At 63.3% G+C, this 21,384-nt stretch carries 20 protein-coding genes; 5 read left to right on the top strand and 15 right to left on the bottom strand.

Going from position 1 to position 21,384, the window contains the following annotated elements; genetic code table 11:
• The first annotated feature begins 137 nt into the window (after positions 1-137).
• Positions 138-1,460 carry an MFS transporter gene (locus PW947_RS30890; RefSeq protein ID WP_299636651.1) on the top strand — a complete coding sequence of 441 codons (1,323 nt, stop codon included), beginning with the start codon at positions 138-140 and terminating at the stop codon, positions 1,458-1,460.
• Between the two features lie 4 nt (positions 1,461-1,464).
• Here the strand turns inward: PW947_RS30890 and PW947_RS30885 are convergent, their stop codons facing one another.
• Genes PW947_RS30885 through PW947_RS30875 form a run of 3 tightly spaced genes read right to left on the bottom strand, consistent with a single transcriptional unit; the run spans position 1,465 to position 3,312 of the window.
• The gene (locus tag PW947_RS30885) at positions 1,465-2,235 is read right to left on the bottom strand and encodes a DNA-binding domain-containing protein (protein WP_299636649.1); all 771 of its coding nucleotides are present in this window, start codon (positions 2,233-2,235) and stop codon (positions 1,465-1,467) included.
• Positions 2,219-3,040 (bottom strand): DUF692 domain-containing protein, encoded by an 822-nt coding sequence (locus PW947_RS30880; protein ID WP_299636745.1) that lies wholly within the window; start codon positions 3,038-3,040, stop codon positions 2,219-2,221. Before PW947_RS30880 ends, PW947_RS30885 begins: the two co-directional genes overlap by 17 nt.
• A 17-nt stretch (positions 3,041-3,057) precedes the next feature.
• Positions 3,058-3,312: a DUF2282 domain-containing protein gene (locus PW947_RS30875; RefSeq protein WP_299636647.1), complete on the bottom strand. Its 255-nt coding sequence runs from the start codon at positions 3,310-3,312 to the stop codon at positions 3,058-3,060.
• A gap of 159 nt (positions 3,313-3,471) precedes the next feature.
• On the opposite strand from PW947_RS30875, the gene PW947_RS30870 reads away from it, so the two are divergent.
• Together PW947_RS30870 and PW947_RS30865 are read left to right on the top strand one after the other, a co-directional pair.
• Positions 3,472-4,311, top strand: a complete 840-nt coding sequence (locus tag PW947_RS30870) for an AraC family transcriptional regulator (protein WP_299636645.1) — start codon at positions 3,472-3,474, stop codon at positions 4,309-4,311.
• A 48-nt stretch (positions 4,312-4,359) separates the two neighbouring features.
• The gene (locus PW947_RS30865) at positions 4,360-4,761 is read left to right on the top strand and encodes a cupin domain-containing protein (protein WP_299636643.1); all 402 of its coding nucleotides are present in this window, start codon (positions 4,360-4,362) and stop codon (positions 4,759-4,761) included.
• Here the strand turns inward: PW947_RS30865 and PW947_RS30860 are convergent.
• Positions 4,758-5,624 carry a LysR family transcriptional regulator gene (locus tag PW947_RS30860; protein WP_299636641.1) on the bottom strand — a complete coding sequence of 289 codons (867 nt, stop codon included), beginning with the start codon at positions 5,622-5,624 and terminating at the stop codon, positions 4,758-4,760. The genes PW947_RS30865 and PW947_RS30860 overlap by 4 nt on opposite strands.
• Before the next feature lie 110 nt (positions 5,625-5,734).
• Here PW947_RS30860 and PW947_RS30855 point away from each other — a divergent pair, with 110 nt between their 5' ends.
• A complete protein-coding gene (locus PW947_RS30855) occupies positions 5,735-7,189 on the top strand; it encodes an MFS transporter (protein ID WP_299636639.1) in 1,455 nt (484 codons plus the stop codon).
• On the opposite strand, the gene PW947_RS30850 is transcribed toward PW947_RS30855, so the two are convergent.
• The gene (locus PW947_RS30850) at positions 7,164-8,354 is read right to left on the bottom strand and encodes a porin (RefSeq protein ID WP_299636638.1); all 1,191 of its coding nucleotides are present in this window, start codon (positions 8,352-8,354) and stop codon (positions 7,164-7,166) included. The genes PW947_RS30855 and PW947_RS30850 overlap by 26 nt on opposite strands.
• Before the next feature lie 348 nt (positions 8,355-8,702).
• Between PW947_RS30850 and PW947_RS30845 the strand changes: the two genes are divergently transcribed.
• Positions 8,703-10,058: an LLM class flavin-dependent oxidoreductase gene (locus PW947_RS30845; RefSeq protein ID WP_299636637.1), complete on the top strand. Its 1,356-nt coding sequence runs from the start codon at positions 8,703-8,705 to the stop codon at positions 10,056-10,058.
• A 28-nt stretch (positions 10,059-10,086) separates the two neighbouring features.
• On the opposite strand, the gene PW947_RS30840 is transcribed toward PW947_RS30845, so the two are convergent.
• From PW947_RS30840 to PW947_RS30795, 10 genes are all read right to left on the bottom strand, one after another.
• A complete protein-coding gene (locus PW947_RS30840; protein WP_299636636.1) occupies positions 10,087-11,883 on the bottom strand; it encodes an ABC transporter ATP-binding protein in 1,797 nt (598 codons plus the stop codon).
• Positions 11,880-12,740, bottom strand: a complete 861-nt coding sequence (locus PW947_RS30835) for an ABC transporter permease (RefSeq protein WP_299636634.1) — start codon at positions 12,738-12,740, stop codon at positions 11,880-11,882. The genes PW947_RS30840 and PW947_RS30835 overlap by 4 nt, the downstream gene beginning before the upstream one ends.
• Positions 12,737-13,666: an ABC transporter permease gene (locus PW947_RS30830; protein ID WP_299636633.1), complete on the bottom strand. Its 930-nt coding sequence runs from the start codon at positions 13,664-13,666 to the stop codon at positions 12,737-12,739. The genes PW947_RS30835 and PW947_RS30830 overlap by 4 nt, the downstream gene beginning before the upstream one ends.
• 1 nt (position 13,667) lies before the next feature.
• The gene (locus PW947_RS30825) at positions 13,668-15,332 is read right to left on the bottom strand and encodes an ABC transporter substrate-binding protein (RefSeq protein ID WP_299636632.1); all 1,665 of its coding nucleotides are present in this window, start codon (positions 15,330-15,332) and stop codon (positions 13,668-13,670) included.
• A gap of 243 nt (positions 15,333-15,575) precedes the next feature.
• Positions 15,576-16,544 (bottom strand): nitronate monooxygenase, encoded by a 969-nt coding sequence (locus PW947_RS30820; protein ID WP_299636631.1) that lies wholly within the window; start codon positions 16,542-16,544, stop codon positions 15,576-15,578.
• A complete protein-coding gene (locus tag PW947_RS30815) occupies positions 16,541-17,338 on the bottom strand; it encodes a citryl-CoA lyase (RefSeq protein WP_299636630.1) in 798 nt (265 codons plus the stop codon). Before PW947_RS30815 ends, PW947_RS30820 begins: the two co-directional genes overlap by 4 nt.
• A gap of 60 nt (positions 17,339-17,398) precedes the next feature.
• Positions 17,399-18,295 carry a MaoC/PaaZ C-terminal domain-containing protein gene (locus PW947_RS30810; RefSeq protein ID WP_299636628.1) on the bottom strand — a complete coding sequence of 299 codons (897 nt, stop codon included), beginning with the start codon at positions 18,293-18,295 and terminating at the stop codon, positions 17,399-17,401.
• The gene (locus tag PW947_RS30805) at positions 18,292-19,071 is read right to left on the bottom strand and encodes an enoyl-CoA hydratase/isomerase family protein (protein ID WP_299636627.1); all 780 of its coding nucleotides are present in this window, start codon (positions 19,069-19,071) and stop codon (positions 18,292-18,294) included. Before PW947_RS30805 ends, PW947_RS30810 begins: the two co-directional genes overlap by 4 nt.
• Positions 19,068-20,213, bottom strand: coding sequence for a hypothetical protein (locus PW947_RS30800; protein WP_299636626.1), 1,146 nt, complete (start codon positions 20,211-20,213; stop codon positions 19,068-19,070). The genes PW947_RS30805 and PW947_RS30800 overlap by 4 nt, the downstream gene beginning before the upstream one ends.
• Entirely contained in the window at positions 20,210-21,382 is a 1,173-nt protein-coding gene (locus tag PW947_RS30795; RefSeq protein WP_299636625.1) for an AMP-binding protein, read from the bottom strand. The genes PW947_RS30800 and PW947_RS30795 overlap by 4 nt, the downstream gene beginning before the upstream one ends.
• Positions 21,383-21,384: the final 2 nt, after the last annotated feature.

Genomic DNA, 21,384 nt, shown 5'->3' with positions numbered 1-21,384 from the left:
ATTCGTCAGACGCTATTTACATTCGCGCCTTTCGGTTCGCTTAAAGAAGTCATGTTCTTTATGCGAACATTTTTGTACCGTTCGGTGAACCCGCGTCGGATCGACGACGCGGGGAACGCCTGAACCCAGGAGACGACATGAACGCGACAGCGCTCGAAACACAGCACCGGAATGCCCGCAAAGCGGGGATTGCGTCCTTCGTCGGCACCACGATCGAGTGGTATGACTTCTACGCGTACAGCACGGCTGCGGCCCTCGTGCTAGGCAAGATTTTCTTCCCGACGACCTCCGCGCTCGCCGGCACGCTGGCTGCATTTGCGACGTTCTGGGTGGGCTTTCTCGCTCGCCCGATCGGCGGCATCATTTTCGGTCATATGGGCGACAAGGTCGGCCGCAAGAAAACCCTGATCATCACGTTGATGCTGATGGGCTGCTGCACCACCGGCATGGGTCTGTTGCCCACGTACAACCAGGTCGGGCTGGTCGCGCCCGTGCTGCTGATCCTGCTGCGTCTGCTGCAAGGCATTGCGATGGGCGGCGAATGGGGCGGCGCGGTCGTGCTGTCGTCCGAACATGCGCCGAAGGGCAAGGAAATTTTCTACTCGGCGTTCGCGCAACAAGGTTCGCCCGCAGGCAATCTGCTCGCGACGGTCGCGTTCCTGCTGATCTCGATGCTGCCCGATCACGAGTTCATGACCTGGGGTTGGCGCGTGCCGTTTCTGTTTTCGGCCGCACTCGTCGCCGTGGGCATGATCATCCGGATGAGCGTCGAGGAATCGCCCGCGATGCAGGCGCTGAAGGACACCAACAAGGTCGAAAAACTGCCGATCGCCGAAGTGTTCCGCAGCCATAAAGGGCTGGTTGCAATGGGTGTCGGCGCATGCGTGATCGCGTTGTCGGCGACGTACTTCAAGACCACGTTTGCGTTGTCGTGGGCGGTGACGAGTATCGGTTTCGACCGCACGCAATTTCTCGGCGTGATTACGTTTGCGATCATCGTTCAGTTGTTCGTGCAACCGTTCGGCGCCGTGCTCGCATCGAAAATAGACCTTAAAAAAGCGGTCATTTACATGCTGGTGCCGGAAATCATCGCGTTGCCGCTGATGTTTTCGCTGATCTCGACCGGCTCGACCAAACTCGCGATGGTCGGGATGGCGCTCGCGTCGATTCCGCACTCGCTGTACTACGCGGCCATGGCCGGCATTCTCGCGAAGTCGTTTCCGGTTCAGGTCCGCTACACGGGTATCTCGCTGTCGTATCAGATCTGCGGCATGCTGTTCGCCGGTACGACGCCGATTCTCGGCCAGTATCTGCTCGGCGCAACCGGCACGATTCTGTCGGTCGTCGCGTTGGGCGTCGTGCATGTGCTGATTACGCTGTTCTGCGCACTCGGCCTCGTCACGCGCATGCGTCAGGAAGATGCGCGCGGCGTCGCGCGCGAAGCGCTGGCGCAAGTCTGACGCATCAATCGATACGCCGCGTGATCGCAGCCGCTGCAATCCAGCGCTGCCATTGCGCGGCGAAGTCGAACGCCGGGTCCAATGCAAACGCGGCATCGAGTGCGGTATCGAGCGTCGCGCCGTGCTGAAGCGCAACGAAAGCCGCATGCGCCGCTTCGCTGTGGACGAGCACCGAAGGCCGCCATAACGGCCGCACCGTCACACACCACGATCGCGTATCGAGCTTCTGCGGAAACACGCCGCCCGGTCGATGCGCGAGCCAGATCTCCGCAGCCGGACAGCCCGACGCGATCGCCACGCAAGCCGGATGCGTAGCGAGCCGCGCACCGAGCAGCGTTGCGCCATCCATTGCTTGCCATTCGTCCGGTGTCAGAATCGCTGCATCGCGCGCGAAATACGCGAGATGCAGCGCCCATTCGAGCCGCGCGACATCGGCGAAATAGCGAAACTGCGGGTCTTTTACGTAGCGTCCGATAAATTCGCCCAGCGCCGCGCCGAAACCGTTGAGATCGCCGCCGCGCGACGGATGCACGCGGCCATAAGCGATTGCAAGTGCATCGAAATAGTCGGCACCCACCAGCGCCAGCAACACCGGATAAGCCTGCGCCAGCGCGTTACGCCAATGACTGCGCACGCTGCTCGCATACAGATCGACGCGCGCGCCGACATGCGTTTCGTCGCCCTGCGCGAGCGCCGACAACACGTGCGGCTTGCAATCCGGATCGGATAACGCCTGTGCGAAGCGCTGCTGTAGCGACTCAAGCGGCGATGTCATTTGCGCATTCCTTTGCGACCTGACGCGCCAGGCGCACTTCTTCGACGAGTATGTCGAGCGGCGGTAGATCCGTGTCCCATTCGATCAACGTCGAGGTCATGCCGAAACGCATCAGCGCCTGCCGATACAACGCCCATACCGCCGACGTCACGCGCGAACCGTGATCGTCGATCACGGCCAGATCCGTCACCCGATGACCGCCCAAATGCATCTCGCCGACCACACCCAGCGGCAATGCGTTCATCGCGGTAATCGCGTCCTCGCGATGATTGCGCTGGTTGACGTAGAGGTTGTTGACGTCGAGTAAAACGCCGCAGCCGGTGCGCGCGGCGAGTGCCGCGAGGAATTCCGTCTCGCTGTATTGATCGTCACGAAAACGCACGTACGTGGATACGTTTTCGATCAACACGGGACGTTGCAATGTGTCTTGCAGTTTCGCAATTCTCGCGCTCAGCAGATCGAGCGCGGGCTCGGTCAACGGCATCGGCAGCAGTTCGTTCAGATGACCCGCCGACGTCGCGCCCCAGCACAAATGTTCCGACACGACGAACGGTTCGATGCGATCCACCAGACGCTTCAGCTTCGCAAGATGCGCAGCATCGAGCGGTATCGCCGAACCCAGTCCAAGCCCGACGCCGTGCAGACTCACCGGCCAGTCGCGACGCACCGCACCCAGCACGTGCAGATCGTAGCCGCCGTCGCCGAAGTAATTCTCGCTGTGCACTTCCACCCAATCGACGTCGGGTCGCGCGTCGAGAAACGCATCGTAGTGCGCATGACGCAACCCGACACCGACGCCGTTCATTGCCGTCACACCGACGCTCAACCGTCGATCTTGCCGCCGAGTTTCTTGCAGGTGCCTTTAGGCACGGTCTTGAAGTCGCCCTTGTCGTTATCGACCTTGGCTTCGCCCGAGCAGCTATGCACGCCGGTCTTGCTCGCACAATCGTTCTGCCCGGCTTTTGCGATCCCGTAGCACTGCACTTTCTCTTCGGCGTTCGCGACCGTGATGCTCGCGGTCGCCAATCCCGCCAGCGCGGCGGCGACCAGTGCCTGACGGCTGAGAGTGGATGTCATCGATGATCCTTACACTTTGATTACTCAGACCCGATCGACGATCGGACGCTGAACGGTGCATCTATTGTAGATCGGCAAAATGGCCGGATTCGATAGCCGGACGTGCGCGAAAAGCACTACGTGGTATGTTTTGACACCTGACACCACCACGGAGGCGATGTGAAAGTCCCAGACTGGATTCGCCACTCGAACGGCTTTGGCGGAATCGAAAGAATCGAAGCATTCTTTCAAGGTCACGGCTATGACATGCATCGGCACGACACGTACGCGATCGGCATCACGCTCGGTGGTGTGCAGTCGTTTCGATATCGTCGCGCGCGTCGCGACAGCTTGCCGGGTCAAACCATCGTGCTGCATCCGGACGAGCCGCACGACGGCGAAGCCGGTACCGACGACGGTTTCATGTACCGGATGGTCTATGTAGCACCGGCGCTGTTGCAGCAGGCGCTCGGCAATCAGCCGTTGCCGTTCGTGCCCGGCGGTATCTCCGACGACCCGCGTTTGCACGCCGCCGTCGCCGCCATGCTCGCCGACGATTCCCGCGCCGATCCGCTCGCGCAGGACGACGCGCTATTCGATCTGGCAACGGCCCTCAGTGCCGCAGCGGGCACGCCCGCGAGACAGCAGAAAGGCGATTTCGCGGCGGCGCAAAAAGCGCGCGAATTTATCCATCAGACACTGGATCGCCCGCTCACGCTCGACGAACTGGCGCGCGTCAGCGGTCGCGACCGATGGAGTCTGTCACGCGAGTTCAGGCGCTACTTCGGCACGAGCCCGTATCGCTATCTGACGCTCAGACGACTCGACCGCGTCAGACAGATGATGCGGTGCGGCGACTCGCTTGCCGATTGCGCGGCCAGCGCCGGTTTCGCCGATCAGAGTCATATGACGCGACAGTTCGCGCAGGCATTCGGGGTGTCGCCGGCACGCTGGCTCAAGACCGTCGATGCCGGTGATACCGGCACGCACCCGACGCGCACGATCGTTCAAGACCGCTGATTCACCGGTCGCTATGCTCGGCGCTTTCAATCTTGCACGGAGCGCAGCATGGCCACGCCGAATCAACCGTCACAGGCTCATCAGGTACAGATCGATCCGGTCAATTTCGCCGCGAAGTTATCGCTGATTCACGACCATTGGCAGCCGCGCGTGATCGCGGAAATGAACGACTACCAGTTCAAGATCGTCAAGATAGAAGGTGATTTCGAGTGGCATCGGCATACATCCACCGATGAAGCATTTCTCGTGCTGGAAGGCACGTTGCGTATCGATATGCGCGACCGGTCGGTGCTGGTGCGGGCGGGCGAACTGTTCGTCGTCGCGAGAGGCGTGGAACACAAACCGTATGCCGAACACGAAGTGAAAATGCTGCTGATCGAACCGCGCGGCGTCGTGAATACCGGCGACGCCACCAGTGCGCGCACCGCCGAAAACGACCGCTGGATCTAGGCGCCGATCACCCGCGACTTCCCGACGATATCGACGATAAACGCCATCACCGTGCGAAGCGGCGCGGCGTGTCGCAAATCCGCATGCACGACCAGCCAGATCTCGGGCGCGAAGCGCTCGCCGTCGAACGGCAGCCGTTGCAATTCCGGATCGGCATCACCGATGAAACGCGGCAATCCCGCCACGCCGATCCCGGTTCGCACCGCCGCATACTGGCTCGTGATATCGCTCACTTCGCACACCACCGGACGCTCGCCGCGCACCGCGTTTATCCACTTCTGATGCGGCATGTCGTCGAGCGACGCATCGTAGGCGATAAATTCCCAATCCGACGGCTGCTTCAGATGCGCGTAGAGCCGGCTCGCGTACAGCGCGAACGGCATATTGCCCAGCTTGCGCGCGACGTTGCTCTGTTCCGTCGGACGCACGAGGCGCACGGCGATATCGGCTTCACGACGACTGAGCGACACACGGTGCGTGTGACTGGCGATGGACAGTTGTATCTCCGGATGCAATTGCCTGAACGCGAATAGCTGACTCGCGAAAAAGTTGGCGGCAAGCACGGGTGGCGCACTGATCGTCACCTTCGTGGCCAACGGCGTCTGTCCCGCGCGCGCAGTCCGCTCGATGGCAAACGCACTCGCCTCCATCTGCGCACTGAGCGTAAAAATCTGCTGACCCAGCGCCGTCAATCGGCACGAACGCGGCAAGCGATCCACCAGCCGCGCCTGCAAATCCGTCTCCAGCGCGTTCAGGCGACGGCTGACCGTTGCGTGATCGACATTCAACGCGCGCGCCGCCGCCGACAGGCTCCCGCCTTGCGCGACGGCCAGAAAATGGCGGAGATCTTCCCAGTCGAACATCTGTGCAAAATTCCCAGTGTGATATGCGATTTTACGGAATTTACGCACAGAACGCCGAACCTTAAGCTTGAGTCCGATCGCCCATGCTCATTGCTACAAGGAAGTCTCCCGTGCCGATTCAATCCAGTCGTCAGCTTCGTATTGTCCAGGTCGCCGCATGCCTGGGTTTCGTGATCGTTCTTCTCGACGTCAGCGTGGTCAACGTCGCGCTCGAATCGTTGCGCAGTGCGTTCGGTGCAAACGTCACTGGCCTGCAATGGGTCATCAACGCGTATGCGCTGATCTTCGCGGCCTTGCTGCTGACGGCGGGCGCGCTCGGCGACCGGGTCGGCGCGAAACGTGTGTACATGAGCGGCCTCGCATTGTTCACAGCCGCGTCCGCAGGGTGCGGACTGGCTACGGCGCTGGACGGGCTGATCGCTTTCCGGATCGCTCAAGGTCTGGGCGCGGCGTTGCTCGTGCCGTCGTCGTTGTCATTGATCCGGCAGGTCTTTCACGACGCGGACATGCGTAGCCGCGCGATCGGCTGGTGGGCGGCAGGCGGCGGAATCGCGCTCGCGGCGGGACCGGTGATCGGCGGTGTGCTGATCGGCGCGCTCGGTTGGCGCAGCATCTTCCTGATCAACCTGCCGATCGGTGTGCTCGGGCTCGTGCTGGTTGCCCGCTATGCACCCGCTTCCACGACGCCGGTTCTGACGGCAACCCAAGCCCAACAGAACCGCGGACTCGACCTGCGCGGCCAATGTGCAGGCGCGTCGAGTCTCGCAAGTCTCACCGTCGCGCTGACCGAAGCGAGCCGGCTGGGCTGGACGCATCCGCTGATCGTGGGCGCGTTCGCAGGCTTTGTCGTGACCGGGGCGCTCTTCGTGTGGATCGAGGCTCGCAGCCCTTCGGCCATGCTGCCGCTCACGCTGTTTTCCGACACGACCGTGTCGAGCGCCACCGTCATCGGATTGATCGCGAACCTCGCGTTTTACGGCATCGTGTTCGCATTCAGCCTGTACTTTCAATCCGTGCGACATCTCGACCCGACGCGAACCGGCATCGCCTTTCTGCCGATGATGGCCATCCTCGTCGTGATGAACATCGCGGCGGGACGTATCGTTACCCGCTTCGGTGCACGCACGCTGACCGTCGCCGGATTGCTCGTTTCCGCGTGCGGCTATCTGTTGCTGTTGTCGGTGTCGGCGACGCAACCGTATGCGCTGCTCGCGATCCCGATGCTGCTGGCGGGCGGCGGTATCGCGCTGACGATTCCCACCATCACCAACGCGACCCTTGCGGCCGTGCCGCATACGCAAGCCGGCATCGCGTCGGGTTTGCTCAATGCAGCGCGTCAGGTAGGCGGGGTGATCGGTGTCGCGCTGTTTGGCTTCTTTATCCGCGATCCGGACCCTGCGCGCTTTATCGACGGCTTGCACGTCGCGTTGATCACGTCGGCGGTGTTGCTCGGCATCGCGGCGTTGATCGGATATCTCGGCGTCAAGACAAGAACCGGCGACGACACACCCGCATTGGCATGCATCGCCGCCACTACGGTTAGAACTTCACGCGCAAGCCGCTAAGCAATGCCGCTTGCCGGTTCGTCGACGAAGCGGTGCCGATATCGGCGATCGCCGCGATCTTCTGATAACCGGAGCCAACAGCGGTCGATGCGTCGCCGGAGGCGAGCTGATACACGCCCGAGAGATACACGTCGGTGCGTTTGCTCAGCGCGTAATCGACTCCTAGCGTGAACTGATGCCAGCGCGGCTTGAGCGTCTGTCCGTTGGTGCCGGAAAGGCCGTTCGCGCGACCATCGGTAAAGGTATACACGCCGATCAACGATACCGCGGGCGTGAACTGATAACGCAGGTTCGCATCGTAATTGTTGAACTTGCGCGATGAGCCGTCGTTGTAATTGAGTTGCGTATGGCTGAACGCGAGGCCAATTGTCGCTCGTCCCAACGCATAGTTGCCACCGGCAACCGCAATCTGTTGACGCGCAACGCCACCGTTCAGGCCATAGAAGAATGCGCCGCTATAGTCGTCGCCCGCGCTCGTCGATGTGCCGCCAACTGCGCCGCTCGTATTCGACGTCGAATCCGGATGATTGAGCACGACATAGCCGCCGCCTAAAGACAGCGGCCCGTTCACGTAATTCGCCGCCACGCCCCATGCGCGATTATTGCCGAAGCCCTGGCTGCTGTCGCCGCTCGCCTGATTGCTGAACGCATAAAGGGCATCGACCGTGAATCCGGCAATCGCATCGCTGCGAAACTTCACTGCGTTGTTGATGCGGAACGTCTGGTTCAGGTTGTCGTTATCGCCGATGTGCGTCGCCGGCGACCAGAATCCCGAACCCGCATACGGCGAAACCAGGTCGGTGACCGGTTCGTACTGGCGCCCCAGCGTGACCGTGCCGACGCCCGTTTTCGCGACTCCGACAAAGGCCTGGCGGCCAAATTCGCGGCCCGCCTGGCCGAGCGTGCCGTCATTGGTTCGAAAGCCGCCTTCGAGTGTGAAGACCGCTTTCAACCCATCGCCAAGGTCTTCGGTACCGCGCACGCCCCAACGACTTCCGCTGAGCTTGCCGCTGGTCTGCTGCACGTTGCTCGCGCCTTTCTGATTGTTCGTATAGCCAATACCCGCATCGACGACTCCGTACAACGTCACCGAGCTCTGTGCACGTGCCAGACCCGGCGCGATGGTGAGAATGCCAGCTACGCTGGCGAGAGCGACTCGTTTCACGATTTCCCCTTGTTTCGTTAATTGAATACGTTTTGAGGAAGCCGATCTTAGGGACGCCGTCACGCCACCGGAAGGATCGATTTTCAATGTGCAATCCCACCGGAATGGAATTTTCAATTGCGAAAATCGCAACGATTCCTTATGCCAAGCGATCCTGACTAATTCGCTGAATCCGACGCAAATGCCGGATGCCGTTGCACGGAAAATCATGGCGCTGCATCGCGTAATGCAGCGCCATGCACATCGTTAGCATGATTTCTTGCTTAGGCGCCGCAGACCCCGCCGTTACCATCGAACCACACCGCACGGCGCTTTGCCGCAGGCGTTAATTCATTCTGCGAGACTCGATTGAATACTTCCGTTCCACGCCACTTGCATCTGAACGTCAACATTCTCCACTCCGGGTTCGTGCCGTCGGCATGGCGACTGCCCGACGCCGATCCACGCGCGTTTATCGACGTCGCGCACTATGTCCGTGTCGCGCAACTCGCGGAATCCGCCGCGTTCGACGCAGTCTTTCTCGCGGACAACGCAGCAATCGCCGATCAGATCGACTTCCGTCCGATCACCGCACTCGAACCCACGGTCCTGCTCGCGAGCATCGCCGCGGCTACGACGCATATCGGCCTGATCGGCACGGCATCGACCAGCTACAACGAGCCATACAACATCGCGCGGCGCTTCGCGACGCTCGATCACGTCAGCGCAGGCCGCGCGGGCTGGAACGTCGTGACCACCGCCGATCTCGCGTCGGCGCGCAACTTCGGACGCGATGCGGTGCCCGTCCACGGCGAACGCTATGCACGCGCGGCCGAATTCACCTCGGTGGTCAAGGCGCTCTGGAATAGCTGGGAAGACGACGCGTTTATCGGCGACAAAGCAAATGGCCGCTTTATCGACACGTCGAAAGTGCATCCGGTCGGACATCGCGGCGACGCGTTGGGTGTCGCCGGCGCATTGAACCTGCCGCGTTCGCCGCAGGGTCATCCCGTGTTGATTCAGGCCGGCGGTTCGGCGGACGGCCGCGATCTGGCCGCGCGTCACGCCGAAGCGGTATTCTCCGCGTCGCAATCCTTCGACGAAGCGGCGGCCTATGCACGCGATCTGAAAACACGGGCGGCCGCTTTTGGCCGTGGCGCCGACGCGATCCGCGTACTGCCCGGCCTCACGACGATCATCGGCGCGACGCACGCACAGGCCCTGCAACGGCGTGACGAACTGGTCGAGCTGATCCCGTGGACCTACAGCCTCAACCGGCTGGCAGGCACGCTCGGCATCGCACCCGAACGCCTGAAACTCGACGCGCGTCTGCCCGACGACCTGGCGTTGCCCGGCGGCGGCAACGGCAATCACACGTTTTTCCACGCGACACTCGCGCAGGCGCGCACGCATGGCTACACCGCGCGTGAACTGATTCGCGCGCTGGCGGGCGGCGGCGGACATCGGGTCGTCGTCGGCACGCCCGAGCAGATCGCCGACGATATCGAGCACTGGTTCAAAGGCGGCGCAGCGGACGGTTTCAACCTGATGCCGGATGCGTTGCCCAGCGGCCTGCAGGATTTCGTCGATGGCGTGGTGCCGATTCTCAGGCAACGCGGGCTGTTTCGCCGCGAATACGAAGGCCGCACGCTGCGCGATCATTTCGCGCTCGAACGTCCGGCGAGTCCGCATTCGACGCGCGATCGGGCCGCCAGCGCGGCTTGATCCGATGCGCGGCGTGCCGTGCAATGCCTCAGTTCGTCGCCAGTTCGCCGCCGGCGACGACGGGCGGCTGGCGGTTCCAGCGAGCCGCGTGACCTCCGTCGCGTAACGAAGGTGTCGCCGACATCAACTGACGCGTGTACGCGTGAGCAGGCGCGTCGAATACCTGCGCCGTGTCTCCCGCTTCCACGACACGCCCATCCTTGAAGACGAGCACACGGTCGCTGACATGGCGCACGACATCGAGATCGTGCGAGATAAACAGCAACGACGTGTCCAGCCTCGCCTGCAACGATGCGAGCAGGTCCAGCACCTGCGCCTGCACATAGACGTCGAGCGCCGACACGGGCTCGTCACACACGATCAGCGCCGGTTCCGGCGCGAGCGCACGGGCAATCGCAATCCGTTGCCGTTGACCGCCGGACAACGACGCAGGACGGCGTTCGAGAAACGCCGCGTCGAGACCCACCTGTTCGAGCAGTTCGACACTGCGATCGCGCACTTCTCTTTTAGACAGTGCTCGCGAAAACAACCCTTCTTCGAGCAGTTGACGCACCGTGTGCCGGGGATCGAACGAGCCGAGCGGGTCTTGCGGGATCGTCTGAAGACGCGGTCGCAACGCGCGCCGTTCGCGTTCCGTGTGGTTGCCGCCGTTCCAGCGTCCACCGAGAAACTCGACGCTGCCCGCATCGGGCGCAAGCAGGCCCAGCACGATTTTCGCGCATGTGCTTTTGCCCGAACCGGACTCACCGACAATCCCGACGACTTCGCCTTTGCGCACGTCGAACGACACGTCGTCCAGCGCGGTGAAGCTGTCGCGACGCCCCGCGCCGCGATGCGGATAACGCTTGCCGACGTGTTCGACCCGCAACACGATTTCATCCCGAAGCGGCGCGCGGGACGGCAACGGTTCACGGACGATCAGCGGCGTCGACAGTGCGGAACGGTCGTCGTTCGTCGTGACGATCCGCGCCGAACTGAGCCGGAAACCGCGCGAGTCAGCCGACGGTTGTGCCGCCAGCAATTGCCGCGTGTACGGGTGCGACGGCCGGTTCAACACGGCTTCGGTCGGGCCGCTATCGACCACTTCGCCACGATGCATCACCAGCACACGATCGGCAATGCCCGCGACGACCGCGAGATCGTGACTGATCAGCAACACACCGACGCCTTCGCGCAGGCGCGCGGCAAGCACCGCGAGCACTTGCGCCTGCACCGTGACGTCGAGCGCGGTGGTGGGTTCGTCGGCAATCACCAGGGCTGGCCGCGCGGCGATCGCCGAAGCAATCAATGCCCGCTGACGCAAGCCGCCCGACAGTTCGTGTGCATACTGGGCCGCACGACGCTCCGGGTCCGGGATGCCGACGTCGGTCATCACACCGCGCACGCTTGCAGCGCGCTCGCGTCGCGATCGCACACGCCGACTCAGACGCAGGCCTTCACCGATCTCCGCGCCGACCGTGCGGAGCGGGTCCAGCGAAACCAGCGCATCCTGCATCACCAGACCGGCAAATGCGCCGCGTAATGCCCGCCATTCGCGCTCGCCGTGATGCAAGGCCGACTGTCCGTCGATCTCGAAACGCGCCGCGTCGATCACCGCGTCTCGTCCCGACAGGCCGATCAGACTGCGAGCCGTCAAGCTCTTGCCCGACCCCGACTCACCGACCAGCGCGACGCATTCGCCTGCGCGTATCGTCAGGTTGACGCCGCGAACCAGCGCCCTGCCGTCGTTCGCGTACGGAAAGCGGATACTCAGATCGCGGACATCGATCAGCGTCCGCACAGGCTGAATCTCGTGCTGCACATCGCGTGGCAGATCGTTTTTCATCGGGTACGTACCTCGTATTTTCGCTGAAGAAATTTGCCGATCACCGAGAATGCAATCACGGTCAACGTCAGTGTCAGGCCTGGAAATACGCTCGGCCACCACGCGACGCGCAACACATCGCGCCCTTCGGCCAGCATCACACCCCACTCCGGCGTCGGCGGTTGCGGACCGAGTCCGAGAAAGCTCAAGCCCGACACCGCGATGATCGCGCTGCCGATATCGATGGTCGCGATCACCGGCACCACGACCAGCACGTTCGGCAGAATGTGGCGCCTGAAAATCTGCGCACGCGACAGACCATAGCTGACCGCATGCGTCACGTAGTCCGCGCGACGAACCAGCAAGGTTTGCGAACGCAGCACGCGACCGAACTTCGGAATACCCGCAATGCCGACTGCGACCGCGATATTGACGATGCCCTGCCCGAGAAACGTCACGACGAACAACGACAGCAAAATAGGTGGAAACGCCGACAGCACGTCGAAAACACGCGACGCGCCTTCGTCCACCGGGCGTCGTCCGAGCCCTGCCGTCATGCCGATCGCGAGTCCTGTCAGCATCGCCACCAGCATGCTCGACAAGCCGATCAGCAACGAATAGCGCGCGCCGTAGATCACGCGCGCGAACACGTCGCGGCCGATCCGGTCGGTGCCGAACCAGTGCGCGAGATCCGGCGCCTGCATCGCATGCGCGACGTCGCTGACGAGCGGATCGTAGGGCGTCACGATACGTGGAAACGCCATCGCGAATGCGAGCACGAACAGAAACGCCACGGCCAGCGACGCGCCGAACGGCAACGGCAACGGCCACGACCAGCGCGGCCGAGCAAACGCGGAAGTGTGAGTCAGATCGCTCATTGGCTGCGTAACCGTGGGTCGATGAAGAGATAGGCGATATCGAGCAAGGTAGACATCAGCACGTGCACGAACGCCGCCAGCAACACGACCGCCAGCACGACCGGCACGTCTTGCGACGTCACCGCGCTCAACGTCACACTGCCGATGCCGGGCCGGCCGAACATTTTCTCGGTGATCACCGCACCGCCGAGCAGGCTGCCGATCAGCCAGCCGCCGAGTGTCACGACCGGCAACAACGCATGACGCAACACATGCCGCACGCGCAGCGATAGTTCCGATACGCCGCGCGCCCGCACGGTCGTGACGAACGGCTTGTCCAGCGCCGCCTCCAGCGCCTCGCGCATCACCTGCGACAGAATCCCCGCCGTGGGCAGCGCGAGCGTCACGGCGGGCAGTACCAGCGAGCGCCAGCCCGATGCGCCCGACACCGGGAACCACCGTAACTGGAACGAGAACGCGATCAGCAGCATCATGCCGAGCCAGAACACCGGCGTCGATGTAAAACCCAGTTCGAGCGTGGACGCGATGCGCGTCGCCCACGCGCCTTTGCCCGCACCCAGACCCGCCGTCGAGGTCGCGACCAGCAACGCGAGCGCAACCGCGAGCACGCCGGCGGAGACGGCCAGTTGCACGGTCGGCCATAACTGGCTGCCGAGCACCGCGAGCACGGGCTGCTGCATCACGAACGACGTACCGAGATCGCCGTGCGCGAGTCGAAGCAGAAAACGGCCGTACTGCCACGGCAAACTGTGATTCAAGCCCCATTGCGCGGCAATCGCCTCGCGCAAACCCGGGTACGACAGATCGCCCGCGAGAACGTCTTCGATGCGTCCCGGCAACGCGTGGATCGCGACGAATGCCGCGCTTGCCGCGAGCCATAACACCAGCAGGCCGGTCAGTATCCGGGTAACGATCTGTCTGGGCACGTCAGCCTCCTGCCTTGTCGATCCAGATGTCGTACGCGCTTGCCGGGCCGTCCAGTTCCGGCTCGAAGCCGATGCCATGTACCGTCGATTTCGCGGCGAGGTGATACGCGGGTGCGAACAGCGGCACGATAAACGCCTGATCGACCGCGCGATGCTGGATCTCCGCGAGCAACGCGCGGCGGTTCTGTCCGACCGGCAACAGGCGGGCGCGGTTGATGGCGTCGGTGATGACGGGGTCGGGATTCGCGATTGCACCGTAGAGGAAACCCTTGTCACCGAGCATGTCCCACAGTTCCATCGCGACGTCCGACGGGTTGTCGGTGTTCGGATAGATCGTCCAGTTACCGGTCGCTTTCTGATTGGCGAAGTCGCCGGCCGTGGTGATCTTCAGCCCGAGATCGAGACCGATGTTCTGCCGTAACGCCGACTGGATCGCGCGAATCAGCACGTCGCGGCTGTCGCGCACATAAGGCTGCGGATAGCCCACTTCGATCGACAGGCGCTTGCCGTCGCGCGTGCGGAAGCCGTCGCTGTCGCGCTGTGTCCAGCCCGCTGCGTCGAGCAGTGCATTGGCCTGCGCGATGCGATTGCCCCATGTGCCCTTCAACGCCGCGTTGGTATCGGGATTGTCCGGGCCGATATTCGACCACGCGCGCTGCACCGTGCCGAGATACACGCTCTTCACGATTGCATCGAGATCGAAGCCGTCGCGCAACGCGCGGCGTACACGCACATCGTTCGCGGGCGCGACCGTGTAGTTGATATTCAGCGTGAACGATGTCGTCGCGGACGGGCCGGTCAGATACTGAAAACCGTCTACCTTGTCGAATACGCTGGCGTCGGTCGGTTGCACGCCTTCGATCAGATCGACTTGTCCCGAGCTAAGCGCGCCCGTACGCACCGCCGCTTCCGGCAGGAAGCGATACGTGACCCGATCCAGATATGCGACGCCTTGATGCTGCGAATTGCCAGGTGCCCATGCGTAATCCGCGTTACGTTCGAACACGGCGGCCTGGCCGCGCTGGTAAGACTTGAACACGAACGGTCCGGTGCCGACGAGGCCCGCTCCGCCGCTGCACAAATCCTTGTTCTGCGCGAGCGCTTTCGGCGAAATAAAGCCGAGCTTCACACTCGACAACGATTCGAGCGTGGTCGAATCGGGTTGCTTCATCACCAGCTTCACGACGTACGGCGAGACGATTTCCGCGTGATCGTAATGCACCAGCAACGACGCCGACGCCGAGGTCGTACTGACGTTATCGAGGATATAGTCGAAGTTGGCCTTGACGGCCGCTGCGTCGAACGGCGTGCCGTCGGTGAACTTCACGTCGTCGCGCAGGTTGAACGTGTAGCTCTTGCCGTCGTCGGCGACGCTCCACGACTTCGCGAGCCACGGCGCATACGTACCGTCGGTTTTCTTGCTGATCAGCGAATCGATAAAATTGCGGATCACCCAGAACGCATTCTGTTGCGACGCACGATGCGGGTCGAAACAGGCGGGTTCGGTCGTCACGCCCCACGTCAATGCGCCGCCTTTCTGCGGCGTGAGCGCCTTTTGCGTCGTCTGTTTCGAGGCCGCCGCCTGATCTGCCTTGTCGCAACCCGTCAACGTCAAACCGATCGCCACTGCGAGTGCGCCATTCAGCGCGAAATGTCGGACCGTCATTGAATGCGCGGCCTCCGCGAACGGAGTGCGAGTCCGATTTGTCTGGGGACCAGCGCGAATCGCGCGTCGAGCTGCGCTTGAGGGAGTACGGATCGGGTCATTGCAAGTCATGGACGGAAGTGAATACGCAAGCGTAAATTCACCACCGTCCCACCGGCAACGAAGCAAAGATGCTAACGATATGTGCGGCCAAACCGGCCGTTTGCTCAAGCGCCGGTTATCGCATCATCGCGTTCGATACCGCTATGTTTGCACGCGCCGCGCGGCCGCCCGATATTCGCGCGCGAGCCGGTCCACCAGCACGCGCACCGGCTCCACCGTATCGATATTGCCGACGCCCTGACCCGCGCCCCACACGTCGCTCCACGCTTTCGGGCGCGTCTGGCCCTTGCTGTAATCCACCGTGCTACGTTCTGCCGGCAACGCGTCCGGATCGAGTCCGGCCGCTCGCACGCTGTCCTTCAGATAATTCGCCGGCACGCCGGAAAAGAACGGCGTATAGACGATATCGCGGGCACTCGCGGCAATCACCATCGCCTTGTGCGCGGACGACGCGCCCGCCTCTTCCGTCGCAATGAAGCGCGTGCCCATATACGCGAGGTCGCAGCCGAGCGCACGCGCGGCAAGCACCGACGCGCCATCCGTCATCGCGCCGGCCAGCACCAGCATGCCGTCGAAGAAACGCCGCACTTCGGCGACCAGCGCGAACGGATTGAGCGTGCCGCCATGACCGCCCGCGCCCGCACAGACCAGAATCAACCCATCGACGCCCGCCGCTGCGGCCTTGCGCGCGTGATGCACGGTCGTCACGTCGTGCAGCACGCGGCCGCCATACGCATGCACCCGTTCGACCACGCGATCCGGTGCATGCAGCGACGTAATCACGATCGGCACCTGATGCGCGACGATCGTGTCGAGGTCGGCGTCGAGTCGCACGTTGCTCGGATGCACGATCAGATTGACCGCAAACGGCGGTTGCGTTTCGCCGAGACGCGTTTCGATCTCGGTGAGCCACGTGTCGAGTTGCGCCTGCGGCCGCGCATTGAGCGCCGGAAAACTGCCGATTACGCCCGCTTCGCATTGCGCGACGACGAGGTCGGGATTCGACACGAGGAACATCGGCGCGGCGAGGACCGGCACGCGCAACGTGCGCGACAGGTCGTGATGACGTGACGCGTCGCGTGGCGCGTTTTGCAGCGTGCCGGTCGTCATGTTGGCTCCCGCAGATGCGCGGACGCTTCGTCTTCGATCCGCTGCCAGATTTCGACGGCCATCGGACGTTCGGCTTCTTCCATGATGTGCCCGACCAGACCGATCGCACGCGCCATCACGCCGAAGCCGCGCACGATGCGCCACGGAAAACCGAATTCGCAGCAGATCGCGCCGATCGCGCCAGTCGCGTTGATCGGCAACGATTTGCCGGTGACGCGCTCCGCTTCCGCGCCGATCGATTGCATCAGCTTCACATACGGGCCGGACATGCCGTTTTGCGCGGCGAGTTCGAACAGCCGCGGTGTGCGCGGATCGACCGGCTTATGCAGCGGATGCCCCAGGCCCGACAACGCGACGCCGCGCTCGCGATACGACGCCACCGTCGCCCGCGCTATCGCGTCGAAATCGACATCGTCACGACCTGTCGCCTCGGCCGGCATCGCTTCGTAGAGCATCCGGCACGCGCCTTCCATACTGCCGACGAACACCGATCCCAGTCCGCACAAACCCGCCGCGACCGCCGCCTGAAGCGATTCCGGCGCGCCCGCGTAAGTCATCCGCGCGGCAATCGCACTGGGCGTCATCCCATGCTCGACCAGCGTAATCAGGATTGCGTTGAACATCGCGGATTGCTGCGGCGTCGCGGCTTTGCCGGTCAGTTGCAGATACGCGAAATCGCCGAGATTCATATGGCCGAGCACCTCGTTCGGCAAGTCCTTGCCGCGCACGGAAATGCGTTCCGGCGTGCTGTACGCGATGTCGGACCGGATAATGGGTTTGGGGCTTCGCGGCATAAAAAGTCCTTGTTTAAAGCGGTTTTCGCGCTGCGCGGGAATCGGCGACGAGGGTCCCCGTCAGCGCAACTCGGCGCGGCCGTTGTTCAGCACCAGCACGTCGCGTTCGAGCACGCGCGAGCGGAACCCGACCGTCTGGCCGTCGATCCACAGTTCGGTGCGAATCGTTTCGCCAGGATAAACCGGCGCGGTGAATCGCGCATACAGCATCGCGAGACGTTCGGGACGGCTGTCGCAAGCGGTCTTCAGCACCGCGTGACCGGCCACGCCGTAGGTCGCGAGACCATGCAGGATCGGGCGATCGAAACCGGCGGCGCGCGCGGCGGCGGGATCGACGTGCAGCGGGTTGTCGTCGCCGGACAGACGGTAGATCAACGCGCTTTCGGGCCGCGTGACCAGATCGCAGATCGCATCGGGCGTGCGGTCGGGCAACGGCGGCGGCGCGGCAACCGGCTCGTCGCTCGGCTGCGTGCGCTCGCCGTTTTCATGCTGCGGTCCCTGCGTGCTGTATCCGCCGTCGCCGCGACAGAAGTTCAGTTGACTGACGGTCGCGAGCAGTTCGCCGCTGGGTTTGTCGGTGATCGTCCGTTCGATCAGCACCAGCGCGCCTTTGCCCGGCCCTTTATCGACGATTTTCGCTACTCGCGACTGACCGATCACCGTCGCTTCGCGCGGCAGCGGCCGATGAATCCGCAGCATCTGTTCGCCGTGCAACAACTTCACCCAGTCGATGCCGGTGCCGGGATGCTTCGCCCAGAAACCCGGATAGCCGAGCACGTTCGCGAAGGTCGGCGACACCCGCAACACTTTCTCGTAGACAAACGGCAGATCGCCTTCGTCGAGCGGATCGACGCCATAGCCGAGCCCGAGGCTGTACAACATCGCGTCGCGCGCGGTGTAGGTGTGTTCCAGCGGTTCGAACGGCCAGTTTTTCAGCGTGTCGTAATGGATCGTCATTGCGCGGGCCATTGAAAAAGAGGCGACGCCTTGTCGCGAAAGCGCTGCACTGCCTCGCGGTGATACGCAGTCGAAAACGCAATGCCCTGGGTCGCCGATTCGAGTTCGAGCATGGTGCGCAGATCGCTGCCGAGCGACATATTCAGCGCGCGTTTCGCCAGCCCGAATGCCGCTGGCGACGCATCTGCCAGCGCGCGCGCGATCGATGCGCTGCGCGCATGCAAGCGTTCCGGCTCGACCACTTCGAGCGCCGCGCCGATCTCGCATGCGCGCCGCGCATCGATTTCGCGCGCCGTGAAAATCAGCTCTTTGGCGCGCGCCATCCCGACGATGCGCGGCAACGTATAGAACGCCGCGCAATCCGGCACGAGTCCCACTTTCATAAACGGCATGCAGAAACGCGCGCGATCCGACGCGATCACGAGGTCGGCGGCGAGCGCCAGACTGAAACCCGCGCCATACGCCACGCCATCGACGGCGGCGATCACCGGCCGGTCGAGATCGAGCAGTTGCGCGATCCAGCCGTGCAGATCGTCGAGCCGGTTACGCCCTTCTTCCGCGCTTTCCACCGTCATCCCGCGCACGTCGCCGCCGGAGCAGAAGTCGTTGCCCGCGCCGCGCAGAATCACCGCGCGCACCGAGCGGTCCTGACGGATCGCGTAGATCGCGTCGCGCAATGCGGCGCGCATCGGCAGATTCAGCGCGTTTTTCGCTTCGGGACGATTCAGCGTCAAGGTCGCAATGCCGTCGTCATGGTCGATCAGCAATTCGCTCATGCGGACACCTCGCTTGCGAGATCGGCCAGCGCAAAGTCGAGCGCATCCAGCAGATGCGACGCGTCCACGCCCGCGAATTCCACATCCGTGCGTGCGAGGAATGCGTCGATATGCGCGCCGCAGGCTTCGCGTTCGGCCGGCAAACCGGCAAAGCCCGCTTCGAGCCAGTCCACCGAACGCGTCGGACGCGGATGCCAGTCGCCGTTGACGATCGCGCGGACAATCACGCCATCGCGCACCAGCAGGCTCAGCCAGATCAAACCGGCAGGCGCCTTGCGACGACCGCGTCCGATCCGGTCGCCGTCGCGCATCAACGGTCCATACCGGCTTGCCTCGCTCTTTTCGACGAACCACGTTTGCGCCGTCAGCTGCAACGCGGCCTGTTGCGCGAGCGCATCTTCGTGCGCGCTGAGTTGCCCCGCTTGCAGACGCGCGCCGCCGAACGCGCGACGCATGCACGCGTCGACCCACGCAACCAGTTCTTGATGAGTGATTTCGCGCGACAACTCCTGCTCCAGAAACGTATAGCGCGAGCCGAGATCTTTATGCTTCTTGTCCTTCACTTTCTCGGGCGCCATCGGCATTGCCCGTGCGGCGATTGCCGTGTTGATCGCCTTGATGTTCAGCAGAATGCGGAACGTCATCACGCCATCCTCGATCTTCAGCGAGGTTGCGATTAGCTTGCGTCCGTCGATCTCGACGTCGTTCAACGGCCGGTATGCCGCCTGCAAGTCGAACACGTCGTTCAGACTCTGCGCGACATGCGCGAGTATCGACGGGAACGCCTCGGTTGCGGTCGCGGGCACGCCCGGCAATTCCGACGGCAGATACAGGCATAGAAACGCCGAGCCTTTGCCCGCGTAAATCGCACCGCCACCGTTCACGCGACGCCGCGCGACGATGCCGTTGGCGCGACAGAAGTCGAGATCGAGCACCTGCTCCGGATCTTCGTTGACGCCGATCGTAATGCTGTCGCCATCGAAGATGTTCAGATAGACGGTCGGCGGCGCGACGCCGTCGGCCACCGCGCGTTCGACCGCCGGCGACACCGAAATCGAAAAATCCGCGTAACTGCCGTGCCCGACGATAAAACGCCACGGCTGGGCGGCTGCGTCGTCGCGCTGACTGGATGCGTCGTTCATGCGAGCGTGCTCCTTTGATCGATGACAGCTTCGTTGCCTGCCAGGTGTTCGACGACCTCGACCGCGTCTGCGGCTACGAGGGTCTGTTCTTTGAAGCGCCGCGTAATCGCTGCGAGCGCGTCGTCGTCGGGCGTGCCTTCGATTTGCAGCAGCACGTGATCGCCTCCCGCAGGCTTGCGCCACAGCACCAGCCGCAAACGGCTCACCCGCTCGATACCGAGCAGCATCGTGCCGAATTCCGACGGATAGAGCTTCACGCCCTTTACCTTGACCATCGCATCGACGCGGCCGAACACAACGCCAGGCAAGGACACGCTGCGTCCAAAGAGCGGCTGCGTGCGGCGCATCACCGTCAGATCGCCCGTGCGATAGCGCAGCAGCGGCTGCAATTCCTTGCGCAGATGCGTGAGCACCAGTTCGCCGCGTTCGCCTTCGGCCACCGGCTGGCCGGTGTCGGGATCGATCACTTCCGCGTAGACCAGTTCGTCGAACACGTGCACGCCCGTGCCTCCCGGAAAAGTGCGCGCGACCGGCAGGCATTCGGACAGCGAAAAGCTGTCGATCAACAACGTGCCGGGCATCGCCTGGCGCACGCGCTCGTAGAGCACGGGATTGCCGGTGAACGCCTCACCGCCCGCGAAGAACACGCGCGGCACCGGACAACCGGCCTCGATCAGCTTCAGTGCGTGCGACGGATTGCCCGCAAGCACCGTGACCCCGCAGCGTCGCGCGAGGTCCGCAGCGCGTTCGGTTTCGCCGGGACCGTGCGGAATGCACGCGACGCCGCGCGCTTCCATCTGACTTTGATAGAACAGTCCGGCGACGAACAGGTGATAGCCGAACGTCACCATGCATACGTCGCCGGGACCGATGCCGCATGTGTCGAGATGGGCGCCGCACGCGGCTTCCATCGCGCGCAGGTCGGCGGCGCTTTGCATGATCGGCACCAGCGACGCGCCCATCGGCGTCAGGTTGATCCGCACGGGCGGCGTCTGCGGTTTGAATGCGCCGTAACCGGGACGCGCCATTTCGGCGGTAAAAGCGGCGCGCGTCATCAGCGGGACCCGCGCCGCGAAATCGGCTTCGCTGACCACGCGATCCGGTACGCGTCCCCGGTAGAACGGGTGGTCTCGCAGCCGCGCGAGTTGTGCGTTCAATGCGTCGAGCATGT

The organism is Paraburkholderia sp., from assembly GCF_028283785.1.
Lineage (GTDB): Bacteria > Pseudomonadota > Gammaproteobacteria > Burkholderiales > Burkholderiaceae > Paraburkholderia.
The sequence above is the reverse complement of the archived record's forward strand: the minus strand, read 5'-3'. Positions and strand labels throughout refer to the sequence as shown.